Below are 25,183 nucleotides of genomic sequence, written 5' to 3'. Positions count from 1 at the left end.
TTTGATCGAGCTATACCCCGGCTCGTTCCCAGTGACTCTCGCTGTGTCGCAGGCATTAACGACGAATTACCGTCAAGTAGGAGGTGGTGACCCGAAGCTGTTGCTAACGCGTCGCGGGCGCCCGACTCAGTAGCCGCGCTCTGAAAGTTCGCGATGACTGCATCGCCAAACCTAGCTCGCTACAGCCCGCAGAAGGGGCGACTCCAGTGAATACCGTTCCTTGGCCTTGGTTTCCGCGCCTTCCACTCAGACGATCCTGACCGAGGTGACAGTGCCGCTGCCGTTCTTGCTGATGTACATCTGCTTTCCGTCGGGACTGACACCGAGCAGGTTTGTGTCGAACGCGTTTCCTGCCCCGGAGTTGTAAGTGAAGGTGGTGATCACGTTGTTGGTCACCGTGTCGATTACCGTGACCGTTCCGTCGGCGGAGTTGACCACGTAGAGCACGCTGCCGTCCGGACTGACGGCCGCGTTGAGTGCTGCAGTGCCAGCCGGGATTCCGTCGATCTCCGGAGTCGAAGTGTCCCCGTCGACAATCGTGTTGAAAGTCGGGCTGTTCGGGTCGATATCGATCACAGTCACCGTAGAGGCAGGGAGCTGCCCGGGATTCTGAACGAAAGAGGGATCCCAGGTCGGGGCGTAATAGCGCGTCCCGTTGGTGGCGGCGAGACCGGGCGCGAAACCGTCGATCGGGATGAAATCCACCGCAGGCGTCGTGGTGTCCGCATCCAGAACAGTGTGGTAGGTACCGCTGGTCGGATCGGTGTCGATCACCACCACACTGATCTCTGGAACTTGCGCGCCGGGAGCCCCGTTCGCATGCATGACGTAGAGGCGGGTGCCGTCGGAATTGAACTGTCCCATCGCCAACTGATTCATGTCGCCGGTGTTGAAATCGGTCGGCGGGGACACCACAATCTCGTCGATCACTTGGTTATAGGTGAGGCTTTTCGGGTCGCTGTCGATCACATACACGTGACCGTCCATTAGGTTGCTGACGTAGACGCGATTCCCGTCGTGGCTTGCCGTCGGGGAGTACGACCACGGCTCCATGGTGATTGCTTCGACGACGACCGTGTTGTCGCGGGTGTCGATCACTGTGACGGTCGAGGGCGGCGCTTGCTCGGGATTTTGATAGGAAGCCACCGTGACGCCCGTGTTGACCACATACAGGTTGTGGCCGGCCACCGTACCCACGACGGGCGCGCTGCCCGTGTCGATCGTGGTGATCACCTTGTTGTAAGTGGCGGTGTCGTCGGGGTCCGCGCCGATGACAGCGACGCTGCCGTCCTCTTCGAAGTTCATGATGTAGGCGTACTTCTCGGTGACCACGACACCTGTCGGCTTGCCGCCGACTTCGATCGCGTCCTCTACAACCTCCAGGTTGGCGCCCGGGGGCTGTGGCAGCGGCGTCCCGCCGCCGGGATCGTCCAGCGCCGCCATCATCGCCGACCCGGCACGCAGCGAGAACGTGGCGAACTGCGTCTGGGTATCACTGGCAGGTGTGGCTTGCAGCGTGAACGAGTCATTGAGCGTCACGTTCTGGCCCGCCAGCAACTCAGCGCCCAGCGTTGGTTCCAACACCGCCACGAATGTGCCAGTCTCGGGGTCGTAGGTCTGTGACACCACGCGCCAATACTGCGGCGCCCCAGGCTGACCCGCTTCCGGGATGACCACGTCCTCGAACTCGCCCGGGCTGCCGTAACGCAGCTCCATGTCGAAGGTGCCGTCCTCGTTTGGAGTCAGCTCGGGACCCTCGTGCACGCTGGTGATCACCGACACGGTGCCGTCGCTGAAGTTGGCGACGTAGATTGTGTTGCCGCTCACGGCGATCCCCGCCGGGAAGGCGCCCACCGCGACAGTTTCGACCACCGTATTGGTGGTGGTGTCAACGACGGTCACGGTGCCGTCCAAGGGACTGGAGACGTATACGCGGTCGCCGCTGACCGCCACCCCGCCCACAGGGTTGCCGACGGTGATGGTGTCGACGACGGTTTGGGTGGTGGTGTCGATGACGGTCACGGTGCCGTCACCGCTGTTGGCAACGTAGAGCCGGGCGCCGCTGGCTGCCACGCCGATCGGACCGCTGCCAACGGTGATGGGGTCTATCTCCAGAGTGGCGGGTTTGGCGTCGACGACGGTGTTGGTGATGGTGTCGACGACGGTCACGGTGCCGTCGGCTTGATTGTTGACGTAGAGGTAGTCGCCGTTGACCGCTAACCCGGACGGAGTGGTGCCGACGGGGATGGCGCCGACGACGGTGTAGGTGGTGGTGTCGAAGACGGTCACGATGTCGTTGTCGTGGGCGACATAGAGGCGGTCACCGCTGGCCGCGATCCCGGGCGAGTTGATGACGTCGCCGACGATGATGGGATCGGGCTCGGGGGTGGCCAGGTTGGTGTCAACGACTGTGTTGGTGGTGGTATTGATGACTGTCACGGTGCCGTCCTGGCCGTTGGCGACGTAGAGGCGGTCACCGCTGACCGCCACCCCGATCGGGTCCGAGCCGACCGGAATCGTGTCGACGACAGTGTTGGTGGCGGTGTTGATAACGGTCACGGTGCCGTCGCTAGAGTTTGCGACGTACAGGTAGCCGCCGCTCACCGCCGCTCCCCACGGGCCGTCACCGACGCCAACGGTGTCCGTGACCACAGCTTCGGCGGGATCGATGGGCGCCGACACGGCGATCGGTGTGATCGCCTTGTTGTCGGTGGCGTTAATGGTGAAGTCGACGTCGTCGTCGATGTCGGTCAGGTAGGCATCCAGCCGGGCGTCCGGCTCGGGGGTGAACGTCCACGCGCCGGTGGTCGGGTTCACGTCGATTACGCCGATCTCGGGGTTGATCGGGCTGGCAAGCGCATAGGTCACTGTGTCGCCGACATCGGGGTCGGTGGCGCTGACCTGCCCGGTGACCACGCCGGTGAGCTGGTCGATCACCGGATCGGATGATGCGCCCGCCACCGGTGGGTTGTTGGTCGGGGTAACCGCGGACACGGTGACCGTGATGGAATCGCTTGCCGTGTGGGCTTGTCCGGCGCCGTGGATGTGGTAGCCGGCGAGTTCGTCTGATGCAGTGATGGTGAAGCTGTCGGATCCGGTGTAACCCTCATTGGGCTTGTAGGTCCACGTGCCTGCCGCGGCGTCGATGGTGACCGTGCCGTTCGTGGGGGCGCCCACCCCACTGGTGGGCACGCTGTAGGTCAACGCGTCGTCGTCGGGATCTGAACCGTTCAGCGTGCCGTGGATTTCGCGGTCATCAAGATCTTGCTGACCGGTGGTCTGCAAGTCCACGACCGGCGTCGAGTTGGCCCAGGCCTGATTGGTCTGGCGGCGCACCGCCTCGATCGCGCCCCAAATCACCGAGTTATAGAGCGGCGCACCAGGACCGAAAACCGGGGCCAGCGCCGCGCTCACCGCATTGACCACCTGGCTGATGATCGACCCAACGAACACCGATATTGCCTCAAACGGATCCGGAGCTGGCGGTGGTGGCGCCGGTTCATCCAACGTCGTCAAACCCGCCGAAAAATCAGCGGCCATCAGATTCTGAGGCTCATCTACCCCGGTCGGGCCCGACATCCGCAACCCGAACTGCCCGGCACCAGGGTCAGCGCCGCCGTCGAATGCGGTGATCATCGTCGTCCCCGACGGATCACCCTGACCATCGACGAAGTTTTGCGAATCCCCCACGCCCGCGTTCAACTCTTGCGCACCACCTTCAGGGGCAGTGGCGGGCGGGTCAGGTTCGGGAACGGTCGAACTTATCGGCTCGGGAACGGTGCTTGGCGGCGGCTCAGGGGTGTAACTCGGCTGCGGCGGAGTCGTCGGTTCCACCGTCGCGGTCGGCGTGGCTTTCGCGGTTGTCGGCGCGCTGGACGCCGGGGTCTGCTCAGTGGTCGTACCTGACAGGTCGACCGTCGACCCGCTGATCGTCACCTGAGGCGAGCCCCCACCACCGATGACCGTGGTGGACTGACTACCCGTCGTCGTCGTGGTTGGGGCGGGGGTCACACCGCCCGGATTCCCCGGATTGGAATCTCCCTCGTTGCCCCCGTCCTCAGCTTCGTTGACCGGTTGCGGATTGGCCGGCCCGCTATCGACGGAGGCGGTGTCTTCGCCGGTGCCCTCAGCCCAGGCCACACCTGGCGCGAACGCGACGGCTGACCCGATGCCTAGCGCGACCGCCAGCGCCCCGACTCGACCGATGTAGGTTGCGCAACTGAAATGGCGCGATACGGCTGCGAGGTGCCGGCCCCGAAGGGCATGGTGAAGTGACGTAGCTGTGCGCATTAAGGTCCCCGGTGTGAAGACCGGGTGAACCGGTCGTTCTCGACAGAATTTCCCTGAGAATTCTCAGGCCCCGTCGCTAGCTTAGAAACGATGTCGCCAAGATCACTACCCCGCGGGCAAACTAGATGCGCCGGTTGTTGCATACGCTACGAGTTTGCTGATCGCTATTTGAATTTGACCACGCTAACATTGCAGGTCACAAAAGCTTCTGACCGGGTCTTGAACGATCAAGTGTCAGCCAGATTCAGTGTGAACTGCAGTAAGGCGGCTTACGGATATCCCTTGTTCTCTGCCCTCAAGGCTTGCGCAGAACACGAGTGCAGACTGCTAAGACATGCTCCTTACTTCCCTGCGTGCCCCGACGGCCCTCACCCGGGCAACGAGCAGCCCTCGAGAACCCCACCATTACGGTCACCGCACATGAGCCCACCCTGAGTCGTGATTGCCGCCCAATAATTCCGGCCAAGTTATCTGTAACAGATCTGGCCGGGCTGAGGTCCCAGCTTGTTGTTTCGGCCTCGCGCCAAACGCCGCTTCCAAAATTTACTCGCTTGGAAGGAGGTGACGCCTCCTTCCGGCGCGAAGCGTCAGGCGGGGTGAACCTGGAAGTTCAGCAGCGAGCCTGCCCCGCGACGCCACCCCGGACGGTAAGCAACGCACAACCCTTGCGTATTGTTTCAGCGAACTGGCGACAGGAACGAAAATTAGGTTAGTGCAGTCTGTAACTTTCGCCGGTTGCTGCAGAAGGTCCGCCGGGCCGCGGAGGGGTTTGCCCGGCGGACCTTTCAGCTATTTTGCCGATTCGACCGTGCTCCGGTAAGGGGGTTTTCCCTACTGGTGCATCCAACGGCGTAGCTAGTGTTCGGCCGCTCCCACTCTCTTAGTGGGCGTGACCGGTTTCATGATTCGATGCTGCCAAGGCCAAACCCCTGGGGCGCCGGGTGAACCCTTCAGCAAGACAACCGCGATTGAGATTGGCGTGGTGCGCATCGATACCGAAACTTGCCGTGGCTGGGGTGATCTTCCCGTCGCACTGGCACGCTGCGGGACCCCGACAACTTCGGCAAGCAGTGGCGCGAGGTCCGTGAATCGCTCGGGCTACCGGACGTCTCGTCGCATTCATCCTGGAAGACGTTGGCCACCTTGATCGATGACGCTGGCATATCGGCGCCGACCGACTGGGACACGCCCGCCCTCGATGACTCAAGACGTCTACATGTCCCGCGGCCAGGTGCACACAGAAGTACGTACTCGATCGAGCAGTCGGCAAGATCGACGAAGAGACGTCAATACTGGGTGGCGCTAAGCGCAGAACACCTCTGACGTGGCCAGGGCCGGGATCGAACCGGCGACCTTCCGCTTTTCAGGCGGACGCTCGTACCAACTGAGCTACCTGGCCGGAAGGCACCGGCCATCTCGATAACCAAATGCCTCGCCACTACATGGCGACCCTGACGGGACTCGAACCCGCGACCTCCGCCGTGACAGGGCGGCGCGCTAACCAACTGCGCCACAGGGCCTTGCTTTTGCGACCCATCGTAATGCGTCGCGCGTACCCCCTACGGGATTCGAACCCGCGCTACCGCCTTGAAAGGGCGGCGTCCTAGGCCGCTAGACGAAGGGGGCCCAGCCGAATCTCTCCGGGGTACTCACAACGCTGTGACGCTGGGAGCCTCGCTAGCTTAGGGTACGGGCACCCCAATCCTCAAACGCGGTGCCCGGCGACATTCCCGGGTCGCCCCGCTCCTGCCCACCGGAGCACCCAGTATCCTGATGCCTCGCGCCCCTATAGCTCAGTTGGTAGAGCTACGGACTTTTAATCCGCAGGTCCTAGGTTCGAGTCCTAGTGGGGGCACCAGAACTGCCCGTCGACAAGCTGCACCGACGGGCCCGATACGCCCGAACCTCGTCGGAGCCTTGCGACTCCGCAACCGTGACGAGCATCAAACCACTCCGTCAGCCCTGTCGCGAAACAGTCAAGATATCTGGAAACCCTTGGCGTTCAACGTGTCTTAGTTCTTAATGTCGACAGCGGCGGTGGGGCTCTTCGGGTTCCGCCTCGTCTGTCAGAGTGTTCGCGCAGGGCGGCTTAAATATGAGAGCTCTTGTGGCGCTCGGTGGCTAATCACCCGCTCGAGCGCGCGAATGTCGGATTCGATGAGCCTCGACAGCCAGTACGCAAGCACGAACCCGGCAATTCCCCCGATGCACAGCACCCTGATCGGGACGATGACTGCGGCGATCTCGGGGGCGGTCAGGAAGCTGACGGCCACAACGCCGAGCAACGGCACGGAGGCTGCGATCGCCAAGTAGCGCGACAGTCGGCGGCTGAGCGCATTTAACTGCTCGGCCTCTCCCACATTCGTCTGTCCGTATGCGACCAGTTCTGGATAGACGCTGCGCACGATGTGGAAGGTCAAAAGGAAGAATGGGTACGCGATCGCGATCGCGCCGCACACGGTGATCGACCCGAAGAAATGGATTGCAGACCTACCAGGTATCCCACCCGCTGCGAATTGCATGGTGAGCGGAAATGTCAGCCCTGACAGCAACCACAAGCTGAACACGACGACCACCGCCCGGTCACCTGCGACAAGACAGTCGTGGCGAGCTCGGGCCAAGGTCTCTGCGGGCGGCGCTGGCCCACGCCGCAGACGTCGTGGAATTAGGATGATGTAGCGATACCAATAGAGCAGAACCGCAGCCCCCAGGGGGAAGAAAACTAAGTTGACTATTGTGGTGACCAGCACGAACCGGTCCTGGGCCTGTGCTGTGAGCTGGTTGACGATAAGCAGCTGGTTGTGCTGAATGTTGTATGCGCTGGCGATCAGATTCGGAACCAGGATGGCCAACGCGGCGATCGGCAGAAAGAACGGCCGCAGCCGAAGGCGCCAACTGTTCGCCGGCGGATCCACCAAGTCGCGAGCTTGAGGGTCAAGGCACAGCTGGAGTTGTTCGGCGAGTTCCGCGCCGGAGGCCCAGCGTTGATCGCGATCGGCCCTCAGCGCCTTCAGCAGAACTCGGCGCAGCGCGGCAGGGCAGTCACTGGGTAGCGCGGCGATTGCCTCCGGCGTAACCCCTCTTGCGCGGGTGGTCAGCATCAGATCGAGCGCGGTGGTGTCACCGACCGATCGGGCCGAGTCCTCGCGAGCCGCTCGCGCCTCGGAGTCATCGAATGGTTTCCTGCCCGTCAGCAATTCCCACAACACCACCGCGAGTGAGTAGATATCGCTGCGCGTATCGAGGTCTAACGCCTCATGCGTGTGTCCGGGCCGGGTAGCCATGAGCTGCTCGGGAGACATGTACGACAGTGAGCCGCCGAAATAGTCGAAAGGGCTTGCGCCCGAAACATTGCGGGAGTAGCTGACGTTGAAGTCGGCGAGTTTGGGGGTGCCATCGGGGGCGAGCAGGACGTTCGCGAGCTTGATGTCGCGGTGCAGGACGCCCCGTGAATTCGCATATTGCAATGCTCCAGCGAGTCGTTTCCCCAGCCACGCAACAGTCTCGGGCCAGGAAAGGGTCGCTAGCTCAGCGCGATTGATTGATTCTGTTGGCCGGCTCTCGCCGCGGGATTCCAGTGCGATGTCTACCGCGTCGAGCAACGCCTGACCGGAGTCAGGTGGCCGCTCCCCAGCGAAAATCACTCGACCGAGGTCGAGCAGCGTCCCGCCGGGCAAATACTGCATGTACAGCAGCCGCCAGTCTCGATCGCGGAGAATGCGCTGGTCGAAGACTCGAACGATGTGGTCGTGATCAAGCTGAGCGAGGGTTTGTGGTTCGTGGCCGCGGTTCGCGGATATTTTGACCGCCACCAGTCGCTGCAACGACAGTTGCCGGGCGAGAAAGACTCGCGCGAACGCGCCGCTGCCGAGTTCGACGAGCAGATCGAAGTCGTCGAGGCGCTGGCCGACCTCGATCTGTGTGATCTCGACGAATGGCCTGGAAATGTCATACGCCGAGCCGAGTGTTCCGGTGCCGCTTCCGGTTTCGTCCGCGGTGTCGGTCGACACCCGATTTTGAGTGAACTCGGCGGGCTGGCGGACAGTCGGATCGGTCATGCGCACCCTCGTTCCAGGTCACCTAAATCTTAGCGCTGTGGCACCGGTGGCCTGGGAGTTCCTGGTGAGGACGTGCGACTTCGACGGGAACGTCCAGCGCTACAAACGCCTGACGGTGGTGACGAAAGCCGTGCGCTGCGGTGATGATCGGCGCGCCTTGCGCCGCTCCGATCGCACGCCCCAGATGAGGAGCAGGATCAACCCGATCGCGAGGGCGCCGAAGACGATAGTCAGAACCATGAACGTCGTCTCGCCGGTCGTGCACAGGCCCCCTCGGCTGCCGCTTCCGCACGCGTACACCCGGTTGGCCTCGTCGGTGCCCAGCCATTTGTAGCCCATGACGGCCGTGGCGACTGTGAACGCGACGATGCCCAGCACCGCGATTGACACGTTGAGCCATAAGCCGGCTTTCGTCACTCCCGTATTCTGCCTCGCCGCGCGCTGCTGAGCTGGTGTTTCGCGCCGCCACCCGCAGGGCGTAATCTCACGACATGCTCTACGAGCACATCCCCCGCGCCTTTTGGCGACGTCACCCCGTGGTCACCGGCGTCGCGGTAGTGATGACGTTTTGGTGGCTCGTGAACGGTTGGTACGAAGCGATCGCCGTGACCGCAATCGTTGGACTACTCCTGTTCGTCAACCGCCGCAGGAAGGCTCTCGCCATCCGCAACGCCGGCTTACGCGCCCGCGCGGACTACGAACACCGGTTGAGCCTGCGCGGCGATCAGCGTGGCGTGTTCGGCCGGTATCCTCCGGTGCAGGCGGGCTGGTTTGCAGATCCTCAAAACCATTGCCGGATAAGATATTTTGACGGGGTCGCCTGGACGGCGCACACCGTTTTACGTTAGGTCTCAGACCTTCGGCGAGTAGTAATGCGGGTTGTCGCGATATTCCAACGGCGGAAGATTGCGCGCGGGCGTCTCGACCAACGGTGAGTCCGCGGGCAGTCGGCCGCTCGCGCGATCCCATGCAGATCGCTTGCGCGGGTGCATCATCACGCGTTGGGGTAGCAGCTTGACGACCCGGTACACCACCTTGCCGAACAGCTTGTGCAGCCGCTCCTGGCGGGGTGTCCAGGTGTACCCCATCAGCTCGCGCACCGCAGGATCGAACAGGCCGACGGTGGTGAAGTTGAAGAACCGCTGCATCCCCGCGACGTTCAACTTCCACATCCAATCGGGCATCCACTCCAGGGAGGGGTGCTTGGTCATCGACGACAGATCGAGCACCTCACGTGCGGCCCAGTTGTTCTCTAACACGTTGTTACACATGTGATCCCAGTACTCCTGGAATTCTTCCCACGACTTCGGCACCGGCCGCATGCTCATGCCGTACATCGAGTACCACACAATGTGCTCGTCGAAGAGTTGGCGCTTCTGCGCCTCGGTGAGGCCACCGCCGAGCCACTCTGCGGCCAGCAGTGTCGATTTGAAGAACGTCGCGTGTGCCCAATAGAAGACATCTGGATTAAGTGCGCTGTAGCGACGACCCTGATCGTCAACACCCTTGATCCCGATGTGGTAGTCGCGGACCTGCGCACCTGTCTTGGGCGCGCGATCACCGTCGAAAACCACGCCGCCGATCGGATACACCGACCGGTACAGCCGAGGCATCCGCTCCATGAAAAAGATCGAATGCTCCTGGACGGCGGCACCCAACTGCGGGTGCATGTTCTGCATCGAACCCGCCCACGGCCCTTGCAGCATCCCCGTCCACCGGCCGAAGTACTTCCACGTCAGCGAGTCGGGCCCCAACGGCTGCGGCAGGGCGTCATATCCACCAGACGAAACAGGGCACCCGGCCGTGACCGGCGCCTCGTCGTTGGCCACGGGGCATGTCGCGGACGTATCTTGAGTCACTGGGTTAGCTCCCCATCCAGTCGGAATGACCTATCCTGACTACAGGCGTTGTCAAAATGAAGTCTAGGAGGGATGTGCCTTCGGGTCAACGACGGGGCAGATGGTCGGGCGTACCGCTGGAAGACCGCCAGGCACTGCGCCGTGACGAACTGATCGCCGCCGGTGTCGCACGCCTCGGCGGCGCGCAAGGCCCCGCCCTCACCGTGCGCGGAGTGTGCCAATCGGCCGGCCTGACGGAGCGGTACTTCTACGAAAGCTTCGCCGACCGCGACGAGTTTGTCCGCGCGGTGTACGACGACGTCTGCGCCAGAGCGATGTCCGCGCTGACCACGGCGAACACCCCACGCGATGCGGTGGAGCAATTCGTCGCGCTGATGGTCGACGATCCGGCGCGCGGGCGGGTTCTGTTGCTGGCACCCGAGAAGGAGCCGGTGCTGACCCGCTCGGGCGCCGAATGGATGCCGAGCTTCATCGAGCTGGTACAGCGCAAGTTGACGCGCATCAGCGATCCCGCCCAAGCGGCCATGGTGGCCACCGGACTGATCGGTGCGCTGACGGCGCTGTTCACCGCCTATTTGAACGGCAGGCTCGCAGCATCACGCGAGCAGTTCATCGACTACTGCGTCGAGATGCTGCTGAGCCGAGTATCGAGCTTCTGACCGCTATTCGCCAGGCGTTTCGGGCGCCGCGAGCTCTTCCTCTTCTTGCTGCGCGGCCTCTTCTTCAGCCTGGGACTTGGCCTCGCGACCGAGCGGATTCTGCGTCGACGCGCCGGGATTGGTAGCCGTGGCGTAGGCGCCGCTGCAGTTCAACACAACGTTGACCTGAGAATCGTCGGACGAGTCGATACGCAGGAACGACGCATCCCAGGCATTGGTGACGATGCAGTCACCCTCGTCGAGCTTGTCGCCGAAACGCGACGCGACGACCGCGGTGCCTCCACCGTCCTTGATCGCCTCTTCGGCATCCGAGTACTTGTCGCCCACGACATCAGGGGCGGCTGCTGCGATGCCCGCCCCGAACAACAGAGACGACGCAGCCGCGACGGCGAATACCGAGCCGGCCCCAAGAACGATGAGCTTCTTCACGTGCGCCCGACCTCCACAGTCCATGGACCTAAACGGTTGATGACCGTAGCCTATGGCCTCCTGGCGTGCGCCGCTACCGCAGAAGCTATCCGTTCGGCGCTGCCGTCTGGGCCTGCCGCTGCTGTGCTGCTCGTTTGGCCGCTTCCTGCTCGGCCTCGAGCTTTGCCTCACGACCGACCGGACTCGCCACGGAGTTGCCCGAAGAGCCCGGTCCAGCGAGAACACCGTTGCAGTTCAAGGCGACCAGCACCTCGTTGTTCGCCCGCATGCCGCCCCGGACAATGCGCTGATAACCGGCATCCCAGGCGTTCACCACCAAACATTTTCCGTCTTCGAGCGCCGCGCCAGTTCGCGTCGCGATGACCGCGGTGCCACCTGCTTGCTGGATCATCCGCTTGGCGTCGTTATAGGTGCGATTGACGACATCCGGGGCAGCGTTCGCGGTCCCCGCGCCCAAACACATTCCGGCACTCGCGACTGCGGCCGCCAGCATCCCGCCGGTAACGATCTTGAGCATGTCCACTTGTGCCCGTCCTCCGACTCGTCTTCGCCTGGCTTCCGGGCCGCAAATTGTTTGCCCGGCGAAATATTAGCCAATGCAAGTGGGTCCTGTGTTGCCTATGTGACACACAGCGTGGCGACTTGAATGTCACCGGGGTACACAGATATATTGAGTGCAACCAACAGGTACAGATAACTCGGGAGGGGCCCATGTCGAAAGACCTGACCGACCTACAGCTGCTCACCGAGCTCGAGCCAGTGGTCGAGAAGAACGTCAACCGACACCTGACCATGCGTAAGGACTGGAACCCGCACGACTACATCCCGTGGTCGGACGGCAAGAACTACTACGCCCTCGGCGGCAAGGACTGGGATCCCGAGGAGTCCAAGCTCTCCGAGGTCGCCCAGGTGGCGATGCTGACCAACCTGTTGACCGAGGACAACCTGCCGTCGTATCACCGCGAGATCGCGATGAACTTCAGCATGGATGGACCGTGGGGCTTCTGGGTGAACCGATGGACCGCCGAGGAGAACCGGCACGGCATTGCGTTGCGTGACTACCTCGTTGTCACCCGCTCTATCGATCCCGTCGAGCTCGAGCAGCTGCGCATCGAGCAGGTCACCCGCGGCTTCTCCCCCGGCCAGAACCAGCAGATCGAGGCCGACCTGTTCGCCGACTCGCTGTTCGACTCCGTCATCTACGTGACGTTCCAGGAGCTGGCGACCCGCGTCTCGCACCGCAACACCGGCAAGGCGTGCAACGAAACCGTCGCCGACCAACTGCTGCAACGTGTTTCGGCCGACGAGAACCTGCACATGATCTTCTACCGCGACGTCTCGGCCGCCGGGTTCGACATCGCTCCCAACCAGGCGATGCACTCGCTGCACAAGGTGCTGACCAACTTCAAGATGCCCGGATACACGATCCCGGACTTCCGTCGCAAGGCGGTCACGATCGCCTCCGGCGGTGTCTACGATCCGCGGATCCACCTCGACGATGTGGTGATGCCGGTGCTCAAGAAGTGGCGCATCTTTGAGCGCGACGACTTCACCGGTGAGGCCTGCCGACTGCGCGACGAGCTGGCCGCGCATGTCGAGGAACTCGAGGACACCTGCGTGAAGTTCGAGGTCGCCAAGCAGCGCAGGCTCGAACGCATCGCGAAGGTGGCCGAGAAGAAGGCCGCCAAGAATCTCCTGGTGACCTCATCAGCGTCCTGACCGACGCTCGTCCCGCTCTGCGGATCGGTTCCATCGCGCTGCGCAGTCCTGTCGTGCTGGCGCCGATGGCGGGCGTCACCAACGTCGCCTTCCGCACGCTGTGCCGGGAGCTGGAGCTGGCCAGGGCCGGCACGGTCAGCGGGCTTTACGTATGCGAGATGGTGACCGCGCGGGCGCTGGTCGAACGTCATCCGTCGACCATGCACATGGTCACCTTCGCCGAGGACGAGACACCGCGATCGCTTCAGCTCTATTCCGTCGATCCGCACAACACCTATCTGGCAGCCAAGATGATCGTCGACGAGGGCCTCGCCGATCACATCGACATGAACTTCGGGTGCCCGGTCCCGAAGGTCACCCGGCGAGGCGGCGGTGCGGCGCTGCCATACAAGCGCAAGCTGTTCGGCCAGATCGTCGCAGCGGCGGTGCGGGCGAGCCAGGGCACTGACATCCCCGTCACGGTCAAATTCCGGATCGGGATCGATGACAATCATCACACCCATCTCGACGCGGGCCGGATCGCCGCCGAGGAAGGTGCGGCCGCCGTCGCGCTGCATGCGCGCACTGCCTCCCAGCGGTACTCCGGCGAGGCGGACTGGGAGCAGATCGCGGCGCTGAAACAGCACGTCACCACGGTTCCTGTGCTCGGCAACGGCGACATCTTCGAAGCCGCTGACGCGCTGGCCATGATGGACGCGACCGGCTGCGACGGCGTGGTCATCGGCCGAGGCTGTCTCGGTCGCCCCTGGCTGTTCGCCGAATTGTCGGCGGCCTTCACCGGTACCGCGGCGGCCATCCCGCCGAATCTGGGCCAGGTCGCGGCGATCATACTGCGCCACGGCGAACTCCTCGCCGCCCATTTCGGCGAGGACAAGGGCATGCGCGACATTCGTAAGCACATCGCTTGGTACCTGCACGGCCTGCCCGCCGGTGCCGACCTGCGACGGGCGTTGGCGCTGGTCAAGACCCTGGCAGAACTACGAACGCTTCTCGAAGGTCTCGATCCGGAGGTTCCGTTCCCGACCGCGGCGACGGGGCCACGGGGCCGGCAGGGTTCACCCGCCGCGGTGTCGCTACCCGAGGGCTGGCTAACGGACCCCGACGACTGCACCGTTCCAGCGGGTGCTGAGGTCATGCATTCAGGAGGTTAGTTTGTCTCAAAGTCGTCTCCCACCTGAGACGACTCTGACATCACATCTCTCAGGATGTCTCAGTACGATATGAGTCTCGTTCGTAAATCGGCTCCAGCGTCGGGGCCACCAAGGTGCCGCTGGGTGCTGTGACCTGTAAGGAAGCGCCCGCGTAAGTCGGAGCAACGTCGCGTACGGCGGTTGATGAGTCGGAGGCCGGTAGAAGGATGAGTGACGGCGATAACGCCACTCCTGGCCGTCATGGCCGGGATGAGTCGTCGTCGCCGGACGGCCCGTCCGAGACCCATCAATGGCTTACCCGAAGTGCCCAGCCATCGCCAGGCGCCGCGCCGTGGGAGCGCGCACGCGTTTCCGGCGACGACGAATCGGCAGCTGAATCGACGCCCGGGAACCACACCGACGGGGTCACGGTTGCCGACCTGATCGCCAAGCTCAACGGCGCCCAGGCAGTCCCCTCAGAACTCAAGCGGCACCGGCCCGAAGTCACCGCACAACCGCCGGCTCCGCCGACGTCCGCACCACCGCCGGCTCCGCCGACCGAAATCATCGACGCCGTGCCCGCATACGGCCGGCACGAACGACCCGACGAACCGCACCTCGAAGCGCCCATCGAAGCGCCCGAGGTCGAGGACTACTTCGACACCGAGATCATCCCCGCGGTCGACGCCGAGCTACCGGACCTGACCTCGGCCCACCGGCCGGGGCGCGTACCGCCGTCACACATCGGCTCGGGCCGGCGCCGGACCGATGAGCATCACCCACGACGAGGGCATCGCAGGTCGATGGTCGTTGGCCGCGTGGTCACCGCCCTGATCGCCGTGCTCGCCCTTGCCCTCACTGGTGGGGCGTGGCAGTGGCAGTCGGCGAAGAACAACATGCTCAACCGGATCTCCGCACTCGATCCCGATTCCCGCGACATCCTCGACCCCAACGCACAGTTCGGTGACGAGAACTTCTTGATCGTCGGCGTGGACAGCCGCATGGGCGAAAACGTCGACATGGGTGCGGGGACCACCGACGAGGCCGCTGGCGCGAGATCCGACACGGTGATGCTGGTGAATATCCCCGCGAACCGTGAACGCGTTGTCGCAGTGTCGTTTCCGCGCGATCTGGCGATCGAGCCGATGCAGTGCGAGCCGTGGGATCCCCAAACCGGGGAATACGGCCCGATCACCGACCCCGAATCCCCCATGTACGGGGCCGACAAGGTCTACACCGAGTACAAGCTGAACTCCGCATATGCGGTCGGTGGCCCGAAGTGCCTGGTAAAGGTCGTCCAGAAGTTGTCAGGCCTGTACGTAAACCGTTTCATGGCAGTGGATTTCGCAGGCTTTTCGAAGATGGTCGACGCACTCGGCGGTGTCGAGGTGTGCAGCACCACCCCGCTGGAGGACTACGAGTTGGGCACCGTGCTGCCCAACGCCGGCCGCCAGACAATCGACGGCCACACCGCACTGCAGTACGTGCGGGCCCGCCAGGTCACGACGGAGACAAACGGCGACTATGGCCGCATCAAACGTCAGCAGCTGTTCCTGTCCTCGCTGTTGCGCTCGATGATCTCCAGGGAAGTGTTCTTCTCGCTGTCCAAGCTCAACAACGTCGTCAACATGTTCATCAACGACAGCTACGTCGACAACATGGACACCAAAGACCTCGTCACGCTTGGCCAATCGATCCAAGGCATCGCTGCGGGCCGAATCACTTTCCTCACGGTGCCGACTACCGGATACATGGACGAGTACGGCAACGAGCATCTCCGCGAGGAAGACAACCGGGCCATCTTCGACGCGATCATCAACGATGATCCACTGCCCGAGGAGAAGAACGCCGACAACACCCCGGTGCCCGGCACGCCTGAAAGCCAGACCCAGGCGCCGAGCCAGGACGCCGCAACCCCGACCGAACTCGTCGACACGATCACGACCAACCCGAACGACATCACCGTGCAGGTGTCGAATTCGACCGGTGAGGACGGCCTCGGTGCGACGGCGGCCGGCGAACTCCAGACGCACGGGTTCAATGTCATTACGCCCGACGACTACCCGGGTCCGCTGGACACCACGACGGTGTTCTTCTCGCCGGGCAACGAGCAGGCAGCCGCGACCGTCGCCGCGTCATTCCCCAACTCGACCATCGAACGGGCCACCAACCTCGGCGACGTCGTGCAGGTGGTGCTCGGCAGCGACTTCTACGCGGTGAGTTCGCCTCCCATGAGTGGGTCTCCGGTGCAGGTGCACGTCGTTCACGGCTCCAGCAGCACTCCGACCAACCTGCCCGAGGATCTCACCGTCACCAATGCCGCGGACACGACCTGCGAATAGTGCTGTCCGCGTAGCCACGTCAGCTTTTGGGCATGTGCCATTCACTTGGCGTTCACCCTGCACGCCGTGACGTCCGACCTGCTCAGACCGTAGGGTGAACGTATGCGAACCGCGTACCACGACCAGTTGGATCAGCTATCCGAACAGCTCGGCGATATGTGCGGGCTGGCCGGTGCGGCAATGGAGCGCGCAACCCAAGCTCTGCTGCAGGCCGATCTCGTCCTGGCCGAGCAGGTCATCAGCGACCACGAGCAAATCATCGCCAGCAGCGCACGGGCCGAGGAAGCCGCGTTCGTGCTCCTGGCGCTCCAGGCGCCGGTGGCAGGCGATCTGCGCTCGATCGTCACCGCTATCCAGATCGTCGCCGATGTCGATCGGATGGGGGCCCTGGCCCTGCACGTCGCCAAGATCGCCCGGCGCCGCCATCCCCAGCACGCGCTGCCCGAAGAGGTCAACGGCTACTTCGCCGAAATGGGCCGGGTGGCAGTCGAATTGGGCAATAGCGCACAAGAGGTGCTGCTCACCCGCGACCCCGAGAAGGCCGCACGCATCAGCGAAGAAGACGATGCGATGGACGATCTGCACAAGCACCTTTTCACCGTGCTGATGGACCGGGAGTGGAAACACGGCGTCACCGCTGCGGTCGATGTGACCCTGCTGTCCCGGTTCTACGAGCGCTTCGCCGACCACGCGGTCGAGATCGCGCGGCGGGTCATCTTCCAGGCCACTGGAAACCTTCCGGAAGGGGACCAGCTGGCCTCGCGCTAGCTTTTCCGCCTCAATCGAAAAAGCAAAAAGCCCCCGAGAAATCGGGGGCTTTCGCTTGTCGCCGTAGCGTTAACCAAAGCGGCCGGAGATGTAATCCTCGGTCGCCTTCTGGGACGGGTTGGAGAAGATCTTCTCGGTGTCGTCGATCTCGACGAGCATGCCGGGCTTGCCGGTCGCCTCGAGGTTGAAGAATGCCGTCTGGTCACTGACGCGGGCGGCCTGCTGCATGTTGTGGGTGACGATCACGATCGTGAAGTCCTGCTTGAGTTCCGCGATGAGATCCTCGATGGCCAGCGTCGAGATGGGGTCGAGCGCCGAGCACGGCTCGTCCATCAACAGCACATCGGGCTGCACCGCGATGGCGCGGGCGATGCACAGCCGCTGCTGCTGACCGCCGGACAGGCCGCCGCCGGGCTTGTCGAGCCGGTCCTTGACCTCGTTCCAAAGGTTGGCACCCTTGAGTGAGCGTTCGGCGACCTCTTCGAGCGTCTTCTTATTACGCACACCCTGCAGCTTCAGACCGGCCACCACGTTGTCGCGAATCGACATGGTGGGGAACGGGTTCGGGCGCTGGAACACCATGCCGATGGTCTTGCGCACGCCCACCGGGTCGACGCCGGCGCCGTAGATGTCCTCGCCGTCGAGCAACACCGAGCCCTCGACGCGGGCGCCGGGGATGACCTCGTGCATGCGGTTCAGCGTCCGCAGCACCGTCGACTTGCCACAGCCGGACGGGCCGATGAACGCGGTCACGCTGCGGGGCTGAACGGACAGCGCCACGTCCGCGACCGCCTTGAAAGAGCCGTAGTAGATGTTGACGTCTTTGAGATCCAGCCTCTTGGCCATTTCGAATTTCTCCTAAACCTGCTCAGACCTTTTTAGGGGCAAAGAATTTGGCGATGAACCGGGCACCGACGTTCAGCAGCGCGATCAACACGATCAGCGTGAAGGCCGCACCCCAGAGCCGGTCGGTGGGCACCGGGTTGGCGCCGGCACCCGCTGACGTCTGGTCGTACATCATGCCTGGCAGTGAACCCATGAAGCCGCTGAACATGTCGAAGTTCATTGCCTGGGCGTAGCCGACCAGAATCAGCAGCGGTGCCGTCTCGCCCATGACCCGAGCCAGCGCGAGCAGGATGCCGGTGACGATGCCCGACAGCGCTGTCGGAATCACGATGGCGGAGATGGTTTTCCACTTCGGCACACCCAGCGCGTAGCTGGCTTCGCGCAGATCCATCGGGACGATGCGCAGCATCTCCTCGGTGGAACGCACGATGACGGGGATCATGAGCAAGACCAGTGCCAGCGACACCGCGAAGCCCGACCTCTGGAAGCCGAGTGTGGCGACCCAGAGCGCGTAGATGAACAGCGCGGCGACGATCGACGGCACACCAGTGAGGATGTCGACCATGAAGGTCGTCACCTTGCCCAGCCGGGTGCCGCCGCCGTACTCCACCAGATAGATGCCGACGAACACGCCGACCGGAATGGAGATGATGGCGCACACCAGACCCTGCAGCAGGGTGCCCACGATCGCGTGATACGCACCGCCGCCCGCCTGGAACGCCGTCATACCCGCCTGCGAGTTGTACCACCAGGTGCTCGACGTCACCACGCCGAAGCCCTTCACGATGACCGTGAGCAGCACCCACACCAAAGGGATCACCGCGACGACCACCGAGGCCGTCACGAGCACGGTCGCAACGTTGTTGGTGACCTTGCGGCGCAGGCTGACACCTTGGAAGGTGGGCGCCTTGACCGGCTTGTCCAATGTCGAGGTCATGATGCGGACCGGTCCTTTCCGGACACCGCGGCGCGGGCCAGTGAGTTCACCACGAAGGTCAGGATGAACAGCACCAGGCCGGCGGCAATGTAGGCGCCCGCCTTGTACTGGTCGTTGAATTCAGAAGCGGCCGAAGCGATCTTGCTCGCGAATGTGTAGCCCGCGTCGAACAGCGACCATCCGAACGCCTGCTGCGTACCGCGCAGGATGATCAGCAGCGCGATCGTTTCACCGAGGGCGCGGCCCAGGCCGAGCATCGCACCGCTGATGTAACCGGAGAGACCGAACGGCAGCACTGTCGTACGGACCACCTCCCACCGCGTGGCACCCAACGCGAGCGCCGCCTCGATGTGCCCGCGCGGAGTCTGGATGAACACCTCGCGCGCGACCGCGGTGATGATCGGCAGGATCATCACCGCCAGCACGATGCCGGCGGTGAAGATCGTTCCACCGCCAGCCACCGACGCGTTGCCGGTCTGGAACAAGAAGAACCAGCTGAGGTTCTCGTTCAACCACACCGCCAGCGGTTTGATCACCGGCGCAAGGACATACAGACCCCACACGCCATAGATGATCGACGGCACGGCGGCCAGGAGATCGACCATATAGGCGAGCGGACCCGATACCCGGCGCGGCGCGTACTGAGTCAGGTAGATCGCGATGCCCAACGCCACCGGCATGGCGAGGAGCAACGCGAACACCGAGACGAACACCGTCACCTGCAGCAGGTCGAGGATGCCGAACTTCATCGCGGACGTGTTCGTGGTGACCCAGTTACCGCTGTAGAGGAAGAAGTTCGCGTCGTTGCGGGCCAGCGCCGGGATCGCACGCCATAGGAGGAAGAAGCCGATCGCCGCGATGATGACGACGATCAGGATTCCCGAACCTTCCGCAAGCCAGCGGAAGATCCGGTCCCCCATCCGCACTTTGGCGTTCTTCGACGGATCGGTGGAGATGGGCTCGGGCTCGCCGAAAGGCATCGCTAGTGCCTCGCCTGAACCTGCGTCCAATGGATTCGGTGTTGTCACTTCGACCCTATCGGTCATTTCTCAGGCACCCATCTTCGCCGTTTTGGTGCTGCCGCGCCACAGATCAGGATGTCGAGCTGATGGCGTCGATGGACGTCACCAAGCGCTCCTTAAAGGCGTCAGGCAGCGGAACGTAGCCAGCGGCGGACAGGTTCGCCTGGCCATCGTTAGCAGCCACCGTGAGGAACGACTTCACCGCTGCTGCGGTCTCCGCGTCATAACCCTTCGAGCAGACGATCTCGTAGGTGGCCAGCACCAGTGGATAGGCACCAGCCTCCTGCGTGCCGTACAGCGACGCGAGGTCCAACGTCAGGTCATTGCCCTCAGCGGCGAACTTGGCCGCATCGATGGCCTTACCTGCCGACTCGTCGGTCAATTCGACTGCGCCGCTACCGTTGTCGATCTGCGCGTAAGAAATGCCAGCCTGATCGGCGAAGCCCTTCTCCACGTAGCCGATGGCACCGGGGGTCGCCTGCACGGCCTGCGCGACACCGGCGGACTTCTGCGCACCTTCACCGGCACCGCCCTGGAACTCGCTGCCGTCGCCCTTGGTCCACGCGCCGCCGGAGGCGGCCTCGAGGTACTTCTGGAAGTTGTCGGTGGTGCCCGAGGAGTCCGACCGGAAGATCGGGGTGATGTCGGTGTCGGGCAGCGTGGCGCCCCCGTTGAGCGCGGCGATTGCGGGGTCGTTCCACTTCTTGATCTGACCCTGGAAGATCTTGGCGAGCGTGTCGCCGTTGAGCACCAGCTTGTCGACGCCTGGGACGTTGTAGGCCATCGCGATCGGACCGAACACCAGCGGCAGGTTCCACGCCGGGTTGCCACCGCAGCGCTCGGCGGCCGCAGCGATCTGCTCCTCCTTCAGCGCGGAGTCAGAACCGGCGAAATCGACGTTGCCCGCGATGAACTGCTCGCGACCTGCACCCGAACCGGTCGGGTTGTAGGAGAGGTTCTTGCCCGAGCAGCTCTGGCCCCACACCTTATTGAACTCTGCGATCGCGTTCTGCTGGGCCGTCGAACCCTCAGCGGTGACGGAGTTCTTGCCGCCGCAATCGGCGGAAGAGGATGATCCCTCGCCACCGCCGCTGCCGGTGTTGCCGGCGTTGTTGTCGCTACCGCACGCGGACAGCGTCAGCGCAGCGATCGCCGCCACAGACAACGTCATGCCGACGTTCTTGCCAATGCTGTTGAGCTTCACTTATCCCACTTTCGGTTGACGGCTTTGAACTCCCCGGCAACGTATGCGGCCGCGGTGGACAGTGCGGGCATGGAAAATGAACGGCCGGTGAACAGGTCCAGCTAGTTCACAGGTGAATACGCATAAGCGGCATCGACGGATTTCACATCGAACCCAAGCCGTCGGTAGGTCTTCACCGCCGCGGAGTTATCTGCTTCGACGTAAAGCATCACTGTTGACTGTGAACTCGCTGTTAGAGCCTCGGCCAAGTGATGCAGCCCGATGAGGGTCAACGCAGCGCCGATTCCACGACCCTGCGCCTCGGGGTCGACGCCGACGACGTAGACCTCGCCGAGATCGGGAGTATCGACTTCGCCGCGGGACGCGGAATGGATTTTCGTCCAATGGAAGCCCAACAGCTTCTCGGTCGTCTCGTCAAACGCCAAGAAGAGTCCGTTCGGGTCAAACCACGATTCGCCGCGACGCTCTTCGATGTCGACATCGGTCCAGCCGCCCTGCTCGGGATGCCAGGCAAATGCGGAGTTGTTGACGCGCAACAGTTCTGCGTCATCACCGGGCCCGGAATACGTGGTGATGCGCACGCCGTCGGGGACGGTCGTCGCGGGCAGGTCCACGAGCGGCCGGCGCATCTGTAGCAGCTCCCGCACGGTGACCAGGTCCAGTGCCGCAGCGGTCGCACGCGCGGCCTCGATGTTGCCGTGCGCCCAGATCCTGGCGTCGGCACCGCCCTCGGCTAGCCCCTGCCGCGCCATCGTCGAACCGATTCCGCGACGTCGCGCCGACGGGTGCACCACGAGTTCGGCCATCGCCGAAGTCTGTTCGTCGGCAGGCGCCAAGTTGAGGTATCCCACGATGTTCCCGCGATCCTCACCGTCGACGGCGAGTAGGTGCCGGGTGCGGTCGTGGCTCAGCTCACGCAGCACCTGGTCGCCGACCGGGGCGACACCGTCGACCGCCGTGGCGGCGTCGATGAGCTCGCGAACGTGCACCTGATCGTCGGGGGACAGGCTCGTCCGCCAGTCGATGGCCGGACGGGTCACTGACTGTGCAGCGGGTCGGCAAGTGGCTCGGGTATCGCGTCGAATTCGTCGGGGTCGCCTGGTTCCTCGGACGCATCGGCGGCCGGCGCCGGTGCCCGGCCTCGCGCGGGCCGAACCGCCTTGTATCCCACGTTGCGCACGGTGCCGATCAGCGACTCGTACTCGGTGCCGAGCTTGGCCCGTAGACGCCGTACGTGCACATCGACCGTGCGGGTGCCGCCGAAGAAGTCGTAGCCCCAGACCTCCTGAAGCAACTGCGCGCGCGTGAACACCCGGCCCGCGTGCTGCGCGAGGTATTTCAGGAGTTCGAATTCCTTGTAGGTGAGGTCCAGCGGCCGGCCGCGCAACCGCGCGGTGTAGGTGCCCTCGTCGATGACTAGCTCGCCCAAGCTGATCTTGCCGACGTTCTCCTGGTTGGCCGCGCCTCCGCGGCGCCCGACCAGTAGGCGCAACCGCGCATCGATCTCGGCGGGCCCGGTGCTCGGAAGCAGAATTTCGTCGAGACCCCACTCCACGTTGACGGCCACCAGGCCGCCCTCGTTGACGACCGCCACCACCGGCACCGACGTACCGGTGGTGCCGAGCAGACGACACAGGCCGCGCGCGGCGGCCAGATCAGTACGCGCGTCGACGATGGCCACGTCCGCATTGCCGGCCTCTAACAGAGAGGAAACCTCGGTCGGCGCCGTCCGCACGTTGTGCGCGAGTAGCGACAACGAGGGCAGGACGGATTCCGGATGGGGATCGACGGTCAGTAGCAGTAGATCCAACTGGCCCTCCAGCAGCCATGGGGACCTCGCCTGGACAACAATGTCGGTCGGTGACTTCCCAGATTCATGCCTGACATACAGCCGTTACCCGGCCGATGGTCACCTAACGATAGCGCGACACCTCCTGGTCAGCTGACTCAATGCGGCCCAGCGGGCGCGAGTGGGCAAGAATGTGCGGGTGCGAAAGCTGCTGATCGGTGTTGTGGCGACCGCGACCGCCGTGGTGGTGGGCGCCCTCGGAGCCGATTTCGGCGCCGCCATCTACGCCGAGTATCGCCTGGCCAGGAGCGTGCGAAGCGCCGCTGACCTGGCCTGGGACCCATCGGTGGGGATTCTGGGTTTTCCGTTCATTCCCCAGGCGGCCGACCGCCATTACGACGAGGTGGAGATTCGCGCCGCCGGTGTCAGCCACCCCGTGGTCGGTAAGGCCTCGCTGGAGGTCACGTTGCATTCGATCGACCTCCTGGACTCGTCGTGGCTGGTCAACCCGGAAGCCAAGCTGAGGGTGGGCAAGGCGGAGAGCCGCATCATCATCGATTCCACCCACGTCGGCCGATTCATGGACATTCCGGACCTGCTGGTCGAGGCGCCGACGCGGGAAAGTAACGACTCCACGGGCGGCACCACCGAATCAGGCATATCCAGCAATCGCGGAGTGGTGTTCACGGGGACCCCGAAGTCCGCGGGCTTCGACAAGAGGGTCAGCATCGCGGTGGACCTGTCGATCGTCGGGCCAAGTCAGACCACCCTCGTTTTGACCGCCACCGACGTGCTGACTGGTGCGGGCACCGCTGACCAGGCCGTTCCCGACGACAAGAAGGACGACGTGCTTGCCGCGTTCTCCACGAGCCTGCCCGGGCAGAAGCTCCCGTTCGGGCTCGCGCCCACCGCTGAGGGCGCCCGCGGCTCCGATCTCATCATCGAAGGCATCGCCGAGGGAGTAACCGTGCCGCTGAGCGGGTTCAATCTGTCATGAGCTCTTCATGGGTCGTGGCGATCGTCGTGCTAGTCGGCGCGCTCGGGCTGGCCTATGTGATCGGCAGGCTGCTCACGCTGCGGGCCGGGCTCATCAAGGCGAGCGAGGACGCCGCCAACGTCGACACCAGTGACCTTGGATTATCCGAAACGGGGCCGACTGTGCTGCATTTCAGCGCAGAGTGGTGCGGGCCATGCGCAGGCGTGCGGAAGGTCGTCGAGCAGGTATGCGACGAGCTGCCCGGGGTCGCGCACGTGGAGATCGACATGGACGCCAATCCGGAAGCGGCCAGGCGGCTTTCGGTGCTATCCCTGCCCACCACGATCGTCTTCGATGCCGACGGGCGGCCGCGCTTTCGCACCCACGGCGTTCCCAAGCCCGCTGACCTGCGGTCCGCGCTGGAACCACTGTTGGCTTGATCACCATGTCATTGGGTAAGCTGTCGCTCGTGTCCGCCCGCCTTGAGCCGATGCTCACCAAGCGCCGCGCAGTCGATCTGTGCCGCGTCGCGGGTTGTTGCTGTTGTTGTTGTAGCTGCTGAGTAGCCGCGCTTTTCTTTCGCGCCGCACTCGGGAGCGGCCCCTTGTGGCCTGCCCTCCCATTCCAGCCAGCCCATCCATGCAACAGGAGCACATTCATGTCAATCAGCACGAACGTCAGCGCCCCGCCTGACCAGGTGGACGTGCGGGGTCCGCGCTTCGCGGCATGGGCTACCACCGCCGTCCTCATCGCGACACTGCTCGTGTCGGCTGTCAGCCCGGAAGCCGCCGCTGTGATTCTCGGGGTGCAGACCGTGGTGTTCGCGATCGGCGCGTGGCGCGGGCCACGGCAGCACCCGTACGGCCTGGTGTTCCGGTCGTTGGTGGCCCCCCGGCTCGGACCGGCCACCGAGAGGGAGCCGGTACCCCCGCTCAAGTTCGCCCAGCTCGTCGGTTTCGTGTTCGCAGCTGTGGGCGTCGCCGGTTTCGCCGCCGGAGTTCCGCTGCTCGGACTGGTCGCCACCGGTTTCGCACTCGTGGCGGCCTTCCTCAACGCAGCCTTCGGCATTTGCCTTGGCTGCCAGATCTATCCGCTCGTCGCACGTTTCCGCCCCCACCCCGCATAACTTCAAATAGCAAGCAACCGAAGGGATCT

The 25,183-nt window shown here is 63.8% G+C and carries 22 protein-coding genes and 4 tRNA genes; 11 read left to right on the top strand and 15 right to left on the bottom strand.

Annotation, left to right across the window (positions count from 1 at the left end):
* Positions 1-246: 246 nt before the first annotated feature.
* The 4 genes from ACIA48_RS22020 to ACIA48_RS22005 form a co-directional block, all read right to left on the bottom strand.
* Positions 247-4,290 carry an Ig-like domain-containing protein gene (locus ACIA48_RS22020; protein WP_396736302.1) on the bottom strand — a complete coding sequence of 1,348 codons (4,044 nt, stop codon included), beginning with the start codon at positions 4,288-4,290 and terminating at the stop codon, positions 247-249.
* Positions 4,291-5,615: 1,325 nt separating this feature from the next.
* Positions 5,616-5,689 (bottom strand) — tRNA-Phe (locus ACIA48_RS22015).
* Positions 5,690-5,733: 44 nt separating this feature from the next.
* Positions 5,734-5,810 (bottom strand) — tRNA-Asp (locus ACIA48_RS22010).
* Between the two features lie 33 nt (positions 5,811-5,843).
* Positions 5,844-5,916: transfer RNA gene (locus tag ACIA48_RS22005), tRNA-Glu, on the bottom strand.
* Positions 5,917-6,072: 156 nt separating this feature from the next.
* On the opposite strand from ACIA48_RS22005, the gene ACIA48_RS22000 reads away from it, so the two are divergent.
* Positions 6,073-6,148: transfer RNA gene (locus ACIA48_RS22000), tRNA-Lys, on the top strand.
* A 208-nt stretch (positions 6,149-6,356) separates the two neighbouring features.
* Here ACIA48_RS22000 and ACIA48_RS21995 read toward each other — a convergent pair.
* The gene (locus tag ACIA48_RS21995) at positions 6,357-8,348 is read right to left on the bottom strand and encodes a serine/threonine-protein kinase (protein WP_396736300.1); all 1,992 of its coding nucleotides are present in this window, start codon (positions 8,346-8,348) and stop codon (positions 6,357-6,359) included.
* Positions 8,349-8,447: 99 nt separating this feature from the next.
* Positions 8,448-8,765 (bottom strand): hypothetical protein, encoded by a 318-nt coding sequence (locus ACIA48_RS21990; protein WP_396736297.1) that lies wholly within the window; start codon positions 8,763-8,765, stop codon positions 8,448-8,450.
* Positions 8,766-8,839: 74 nt separating this feature from the next.
* Here ACIA48_RS21990 and ACIA48_RS21985 point away from each other — a divergent pair, with 74 nt between their 5' ends.
* Positions 8,840-9,196: a DUF2510 domain-containing protein gene (locus ACIA48_RS21985; protein WP_396736294.1), complete on the top strand. Its 357-nt coding sequence runs from the start codon at positions 8,840-8,842 to the stop codon at positions 9,194-9,196.
* Between the two features lie 3 nt (positions 9,197-9,199).
* Here the strand turns inward: ACIA48_RS21985 and ACIA48_RS21980 are convergent, their stop codons facing one another.
* Positions 9,200-10,207: an oxygenase MpaB family protein gene (locus ACIA48_RS21980; protein WP_396736292.1), complete on the bottom strand. Its 1,008-nt coding sequence runs from the start codon at positions 10,205-10,207 to the stop codon at positions 9,200-9,202.
* 74 nt (positions 10,208-10,281) lie between these two features.
* Between ACIA48_RS21980 and ACIA48_RS21975 the strand changes: the two genes are divergently transcribed.
* Positions 10,282-10,866, top strand: a complete 585-nt coding sequence (locus ACIA48_RS21975; RefSeq protein WP_396736289.1) for a TetR/AcrR family transcriptional regulator — start codon at positions 10,282-10,284, stop codon at positions 10,864-10,866.
* A gap of 3 nt (positions 10,867-10,869) precedes the next feature.
* Here ACIA48_RS21975 and ACIA48_RS21970 read toward each other — a convergent pair whose 3' ends face one another.
* Together ACIA48_RS21970 and ACIA48_RS21965 are read right to left on the bottom strand one after the other, a co-directional pair.
* On the bottom strand, positions 10,870-11,295 hold the full coding sequence (locus ACIA48_RS21970) for a hypothetical protein (RefSeq protein WP_396736287.1): 426 nt from the start codon (positions 11,293-11,295) through the stop codon (positions 10,870-10,872).
* Positions 11,296-11,380: 85 nt separating this feature from the next.
* Positions 11,381-11,812 (bottom strand): hypothetical protein, encoded by a 432-nt coding sequence (locus tag ACIA48_RS21965; protein ID WP_396736859.1) that lies wholly within the window; start codon positions 11,810-11,812, stop codon positions 11,381-11,383.
* 194 nt (positions 11,813-12,006) lie between these two features.
* Between ACIA48_RS21965 and ACIA48_RS21960 the strand changes: the two genes are divergently transcribed.
* The 4 genes from ACIA48_RS21960 (at position 12,007) to phoU (ending at position 17,254) form a co-directional block, all read left to right on the top strand.
* Positions 12,007-13,014, top strand: coding sequence for an acyl-ACP desaturase (locus tag ACIA48_RS21960; RefSeq protein WP_396736284.1), 1,008 nt, complete (start codon positions 12,007-12,009; stop codon positions 13,012-13,014).
* A complete protein-coding gene (gene dusB / locus ACIA48_RS21955) occupies positions 13,002-14,165 on the top strand; it encodes a tRNA dihydrouridine synthase DusB (RefSeq protein ID WP_396736857.1) in 1,164 nt (387 codons plus the stop codon). Before ACIA48_RS21960 ends, dusB begins: the two co-directional genes overlap by 13 nt.
* A 206-nt stretch (positions 14,166-14,371) precedes the next feature.
* Entirely contained in the window at positions 14,372-16,486 is a 2,115-nt protein-coding gene (locus tag ACIA48_RS21950; RefSeq protein WP_396736281.1) for an LCP family protein, read from the top strand.
* 102 nt (positions 16,487-16,588) lie between these two features.
* The gene (gene phoU, locus ACIA48_RS21945) at positions 16,589-17,254 is read left to right on the top strand and encodes a phosphate signaling complex protein PhoU (RefSeq protein WP_396736278.1); all 666 of its coding nucleotides are present in this window, start codon (positions 16,589-16,591) and stop codon (positions 17,252-17,254) included.
* A gap of 69 nt (positions 17,255-17,323) precedes the next feature.
* On the opposite strand, the gene pstB is transcribed toward phoU, so the two are convergent.
* From pstB to ACIA48_RS21915, 6 genes are all read right to left on the bottom strand, one after another.
* Positions 17,324-18,100 (bottom strand): phosphate ABC transporter ATP-binding protein PstB, encoded by a 777-nt coding sequence (pstB, locus tag ACIA48_RS21940; protein ID WP_396736275.1) that lies wholly within the window; start codon positions 18,098-18,100, stop codon positions 17,324-17,326.
* Between the two features lie 22 nt (positions 18,101-18,122).
* Positions 18,123-19,037: a phosphate ABC transporter permease PstA gene (gene pstA / locus ACIA48_RS21935; RefSeq protein WP_396736272.1), complete on the bottom strand. Its 915-nt coding sequence runs from the start codon at positions 19,035-19,037 to the stop codon at positions 18,123-18,125.
* On the bottom strand, positions 19,034-20,083 hold the full coding sequence (pstC, locus tag ACIA48_RS21930; RefSeq protein WP_396736270.1) for a phosphate ABC transporter permease subunit PstC: 1,050 nt from the start codon (positions 20,081-20,083) through the stop codon (positions 19,034-19,036). The genes pstA and pstC overlap by 4 nt, the downstream gene beginning before the upstream one ends.
* Before the next feature lie 46 nt (positions 20,084-20,129).
* Positions 20,130-21,263, bottom strand: coding sequence for a phosphate ABC transporter substrate-binding protein PstS (gene pstS / locus ACIA48_RS21925; protein ID WP_396736267.1), 1,134 nt, complete (start codon positions 21,261-21,263; stop codon positions 20,130-20,132).
* 101 nt (positions 21,264-21,364) lie between these two features.
* Complete coding sequence (gene mshD / locus ACIA48_RS21920) at positions 21,365-22,303, bottom strand: mycothiol synthase (RefSeq protein ID WP_396736264.1); 939 nt, start codon at positions 22,301-22,303, stop codon at positions 21,365-21,367.
* A complete protein-coding gene (locus tag ACIA48_RS21915; protein WP_396736261.1) occupies positions 22,300-23,073 on the bottom strand; it encodes a winged-helix domain-containing protein in 774 nt (257 codons plus the stop codon). The genes mshD and ACIA48_RS21915 overlap by 4 nt, the downstream gene beginning before the upstream one ends.
* A 160-nt stretch (positions 23,074-23,233) precedes the next feature.
* Here ACIA48_RS21915 and lmeA point away from each other — a divergent pair, with 160 nt between their 5' ends.
* From lmeA to ACIA48_RS21895, 4 genes are all read left to right on the top strand, one after another.
* A complete protein-coding gene (lmeA, locus tag ACIA48_RS21910) occupies positions 23,234-24,049 on the top strand; it encodes a mannan chain length control protein LmeA (protein WP_396736258.1) in 816 nt (271 codons plus the stop codon).
* Complete coding sequence (locus ACIA48_RS21905; protein ID WP_396736255.1) at positions 24,046-24,468, top strand: thioredoxin family protein; 423 nt, start codon at positions 24,046-24,048, stop codon at positions 24,466-24,468. The genes lmeA and ACIA48_RS21905 overlap by 4 nt, the downstream gene beginning before the upstream one ends.
* A gap of 5 nt (positions 24,469-24,473) precedes the next feature.
* A complete protein-coding gene (locus ACIA48_RS21900) occupies positions 24,474-24,590 on the top strand; it encodes an Ms5788A family Cys-rich leader peptide (protein ID WP_350310128.1) in 117 nt (38 codons plus the stop codon).
* A 96-nt stretch (positions 24,591-24,686) separates the two neighbouring features.
* Entirely contained in the window at positions 24,687-25,154 is a 468-nt protein-coding gene (locus ACIA48_RS21895) for a DUF4395 domain-containing protein (RefSeq protein ID WP_396736252.1), read from the top strand.
* Positions 25,155-25,183 lie beyond the last annotated feature (29 nt).

The sequence above is a fragment of the Mycobacterium sp. NPDC051804 genome (genome assembly GCF_044452905.1).
Lineage (GTDB): Bacteria > Actinomycetota > Actinomycetes > Mycobacteriales > Mycobacteriaceae > Mycobacterium.
This window is presented reverse-complemented; position numbering and strand designations above follow the sequence as displayed.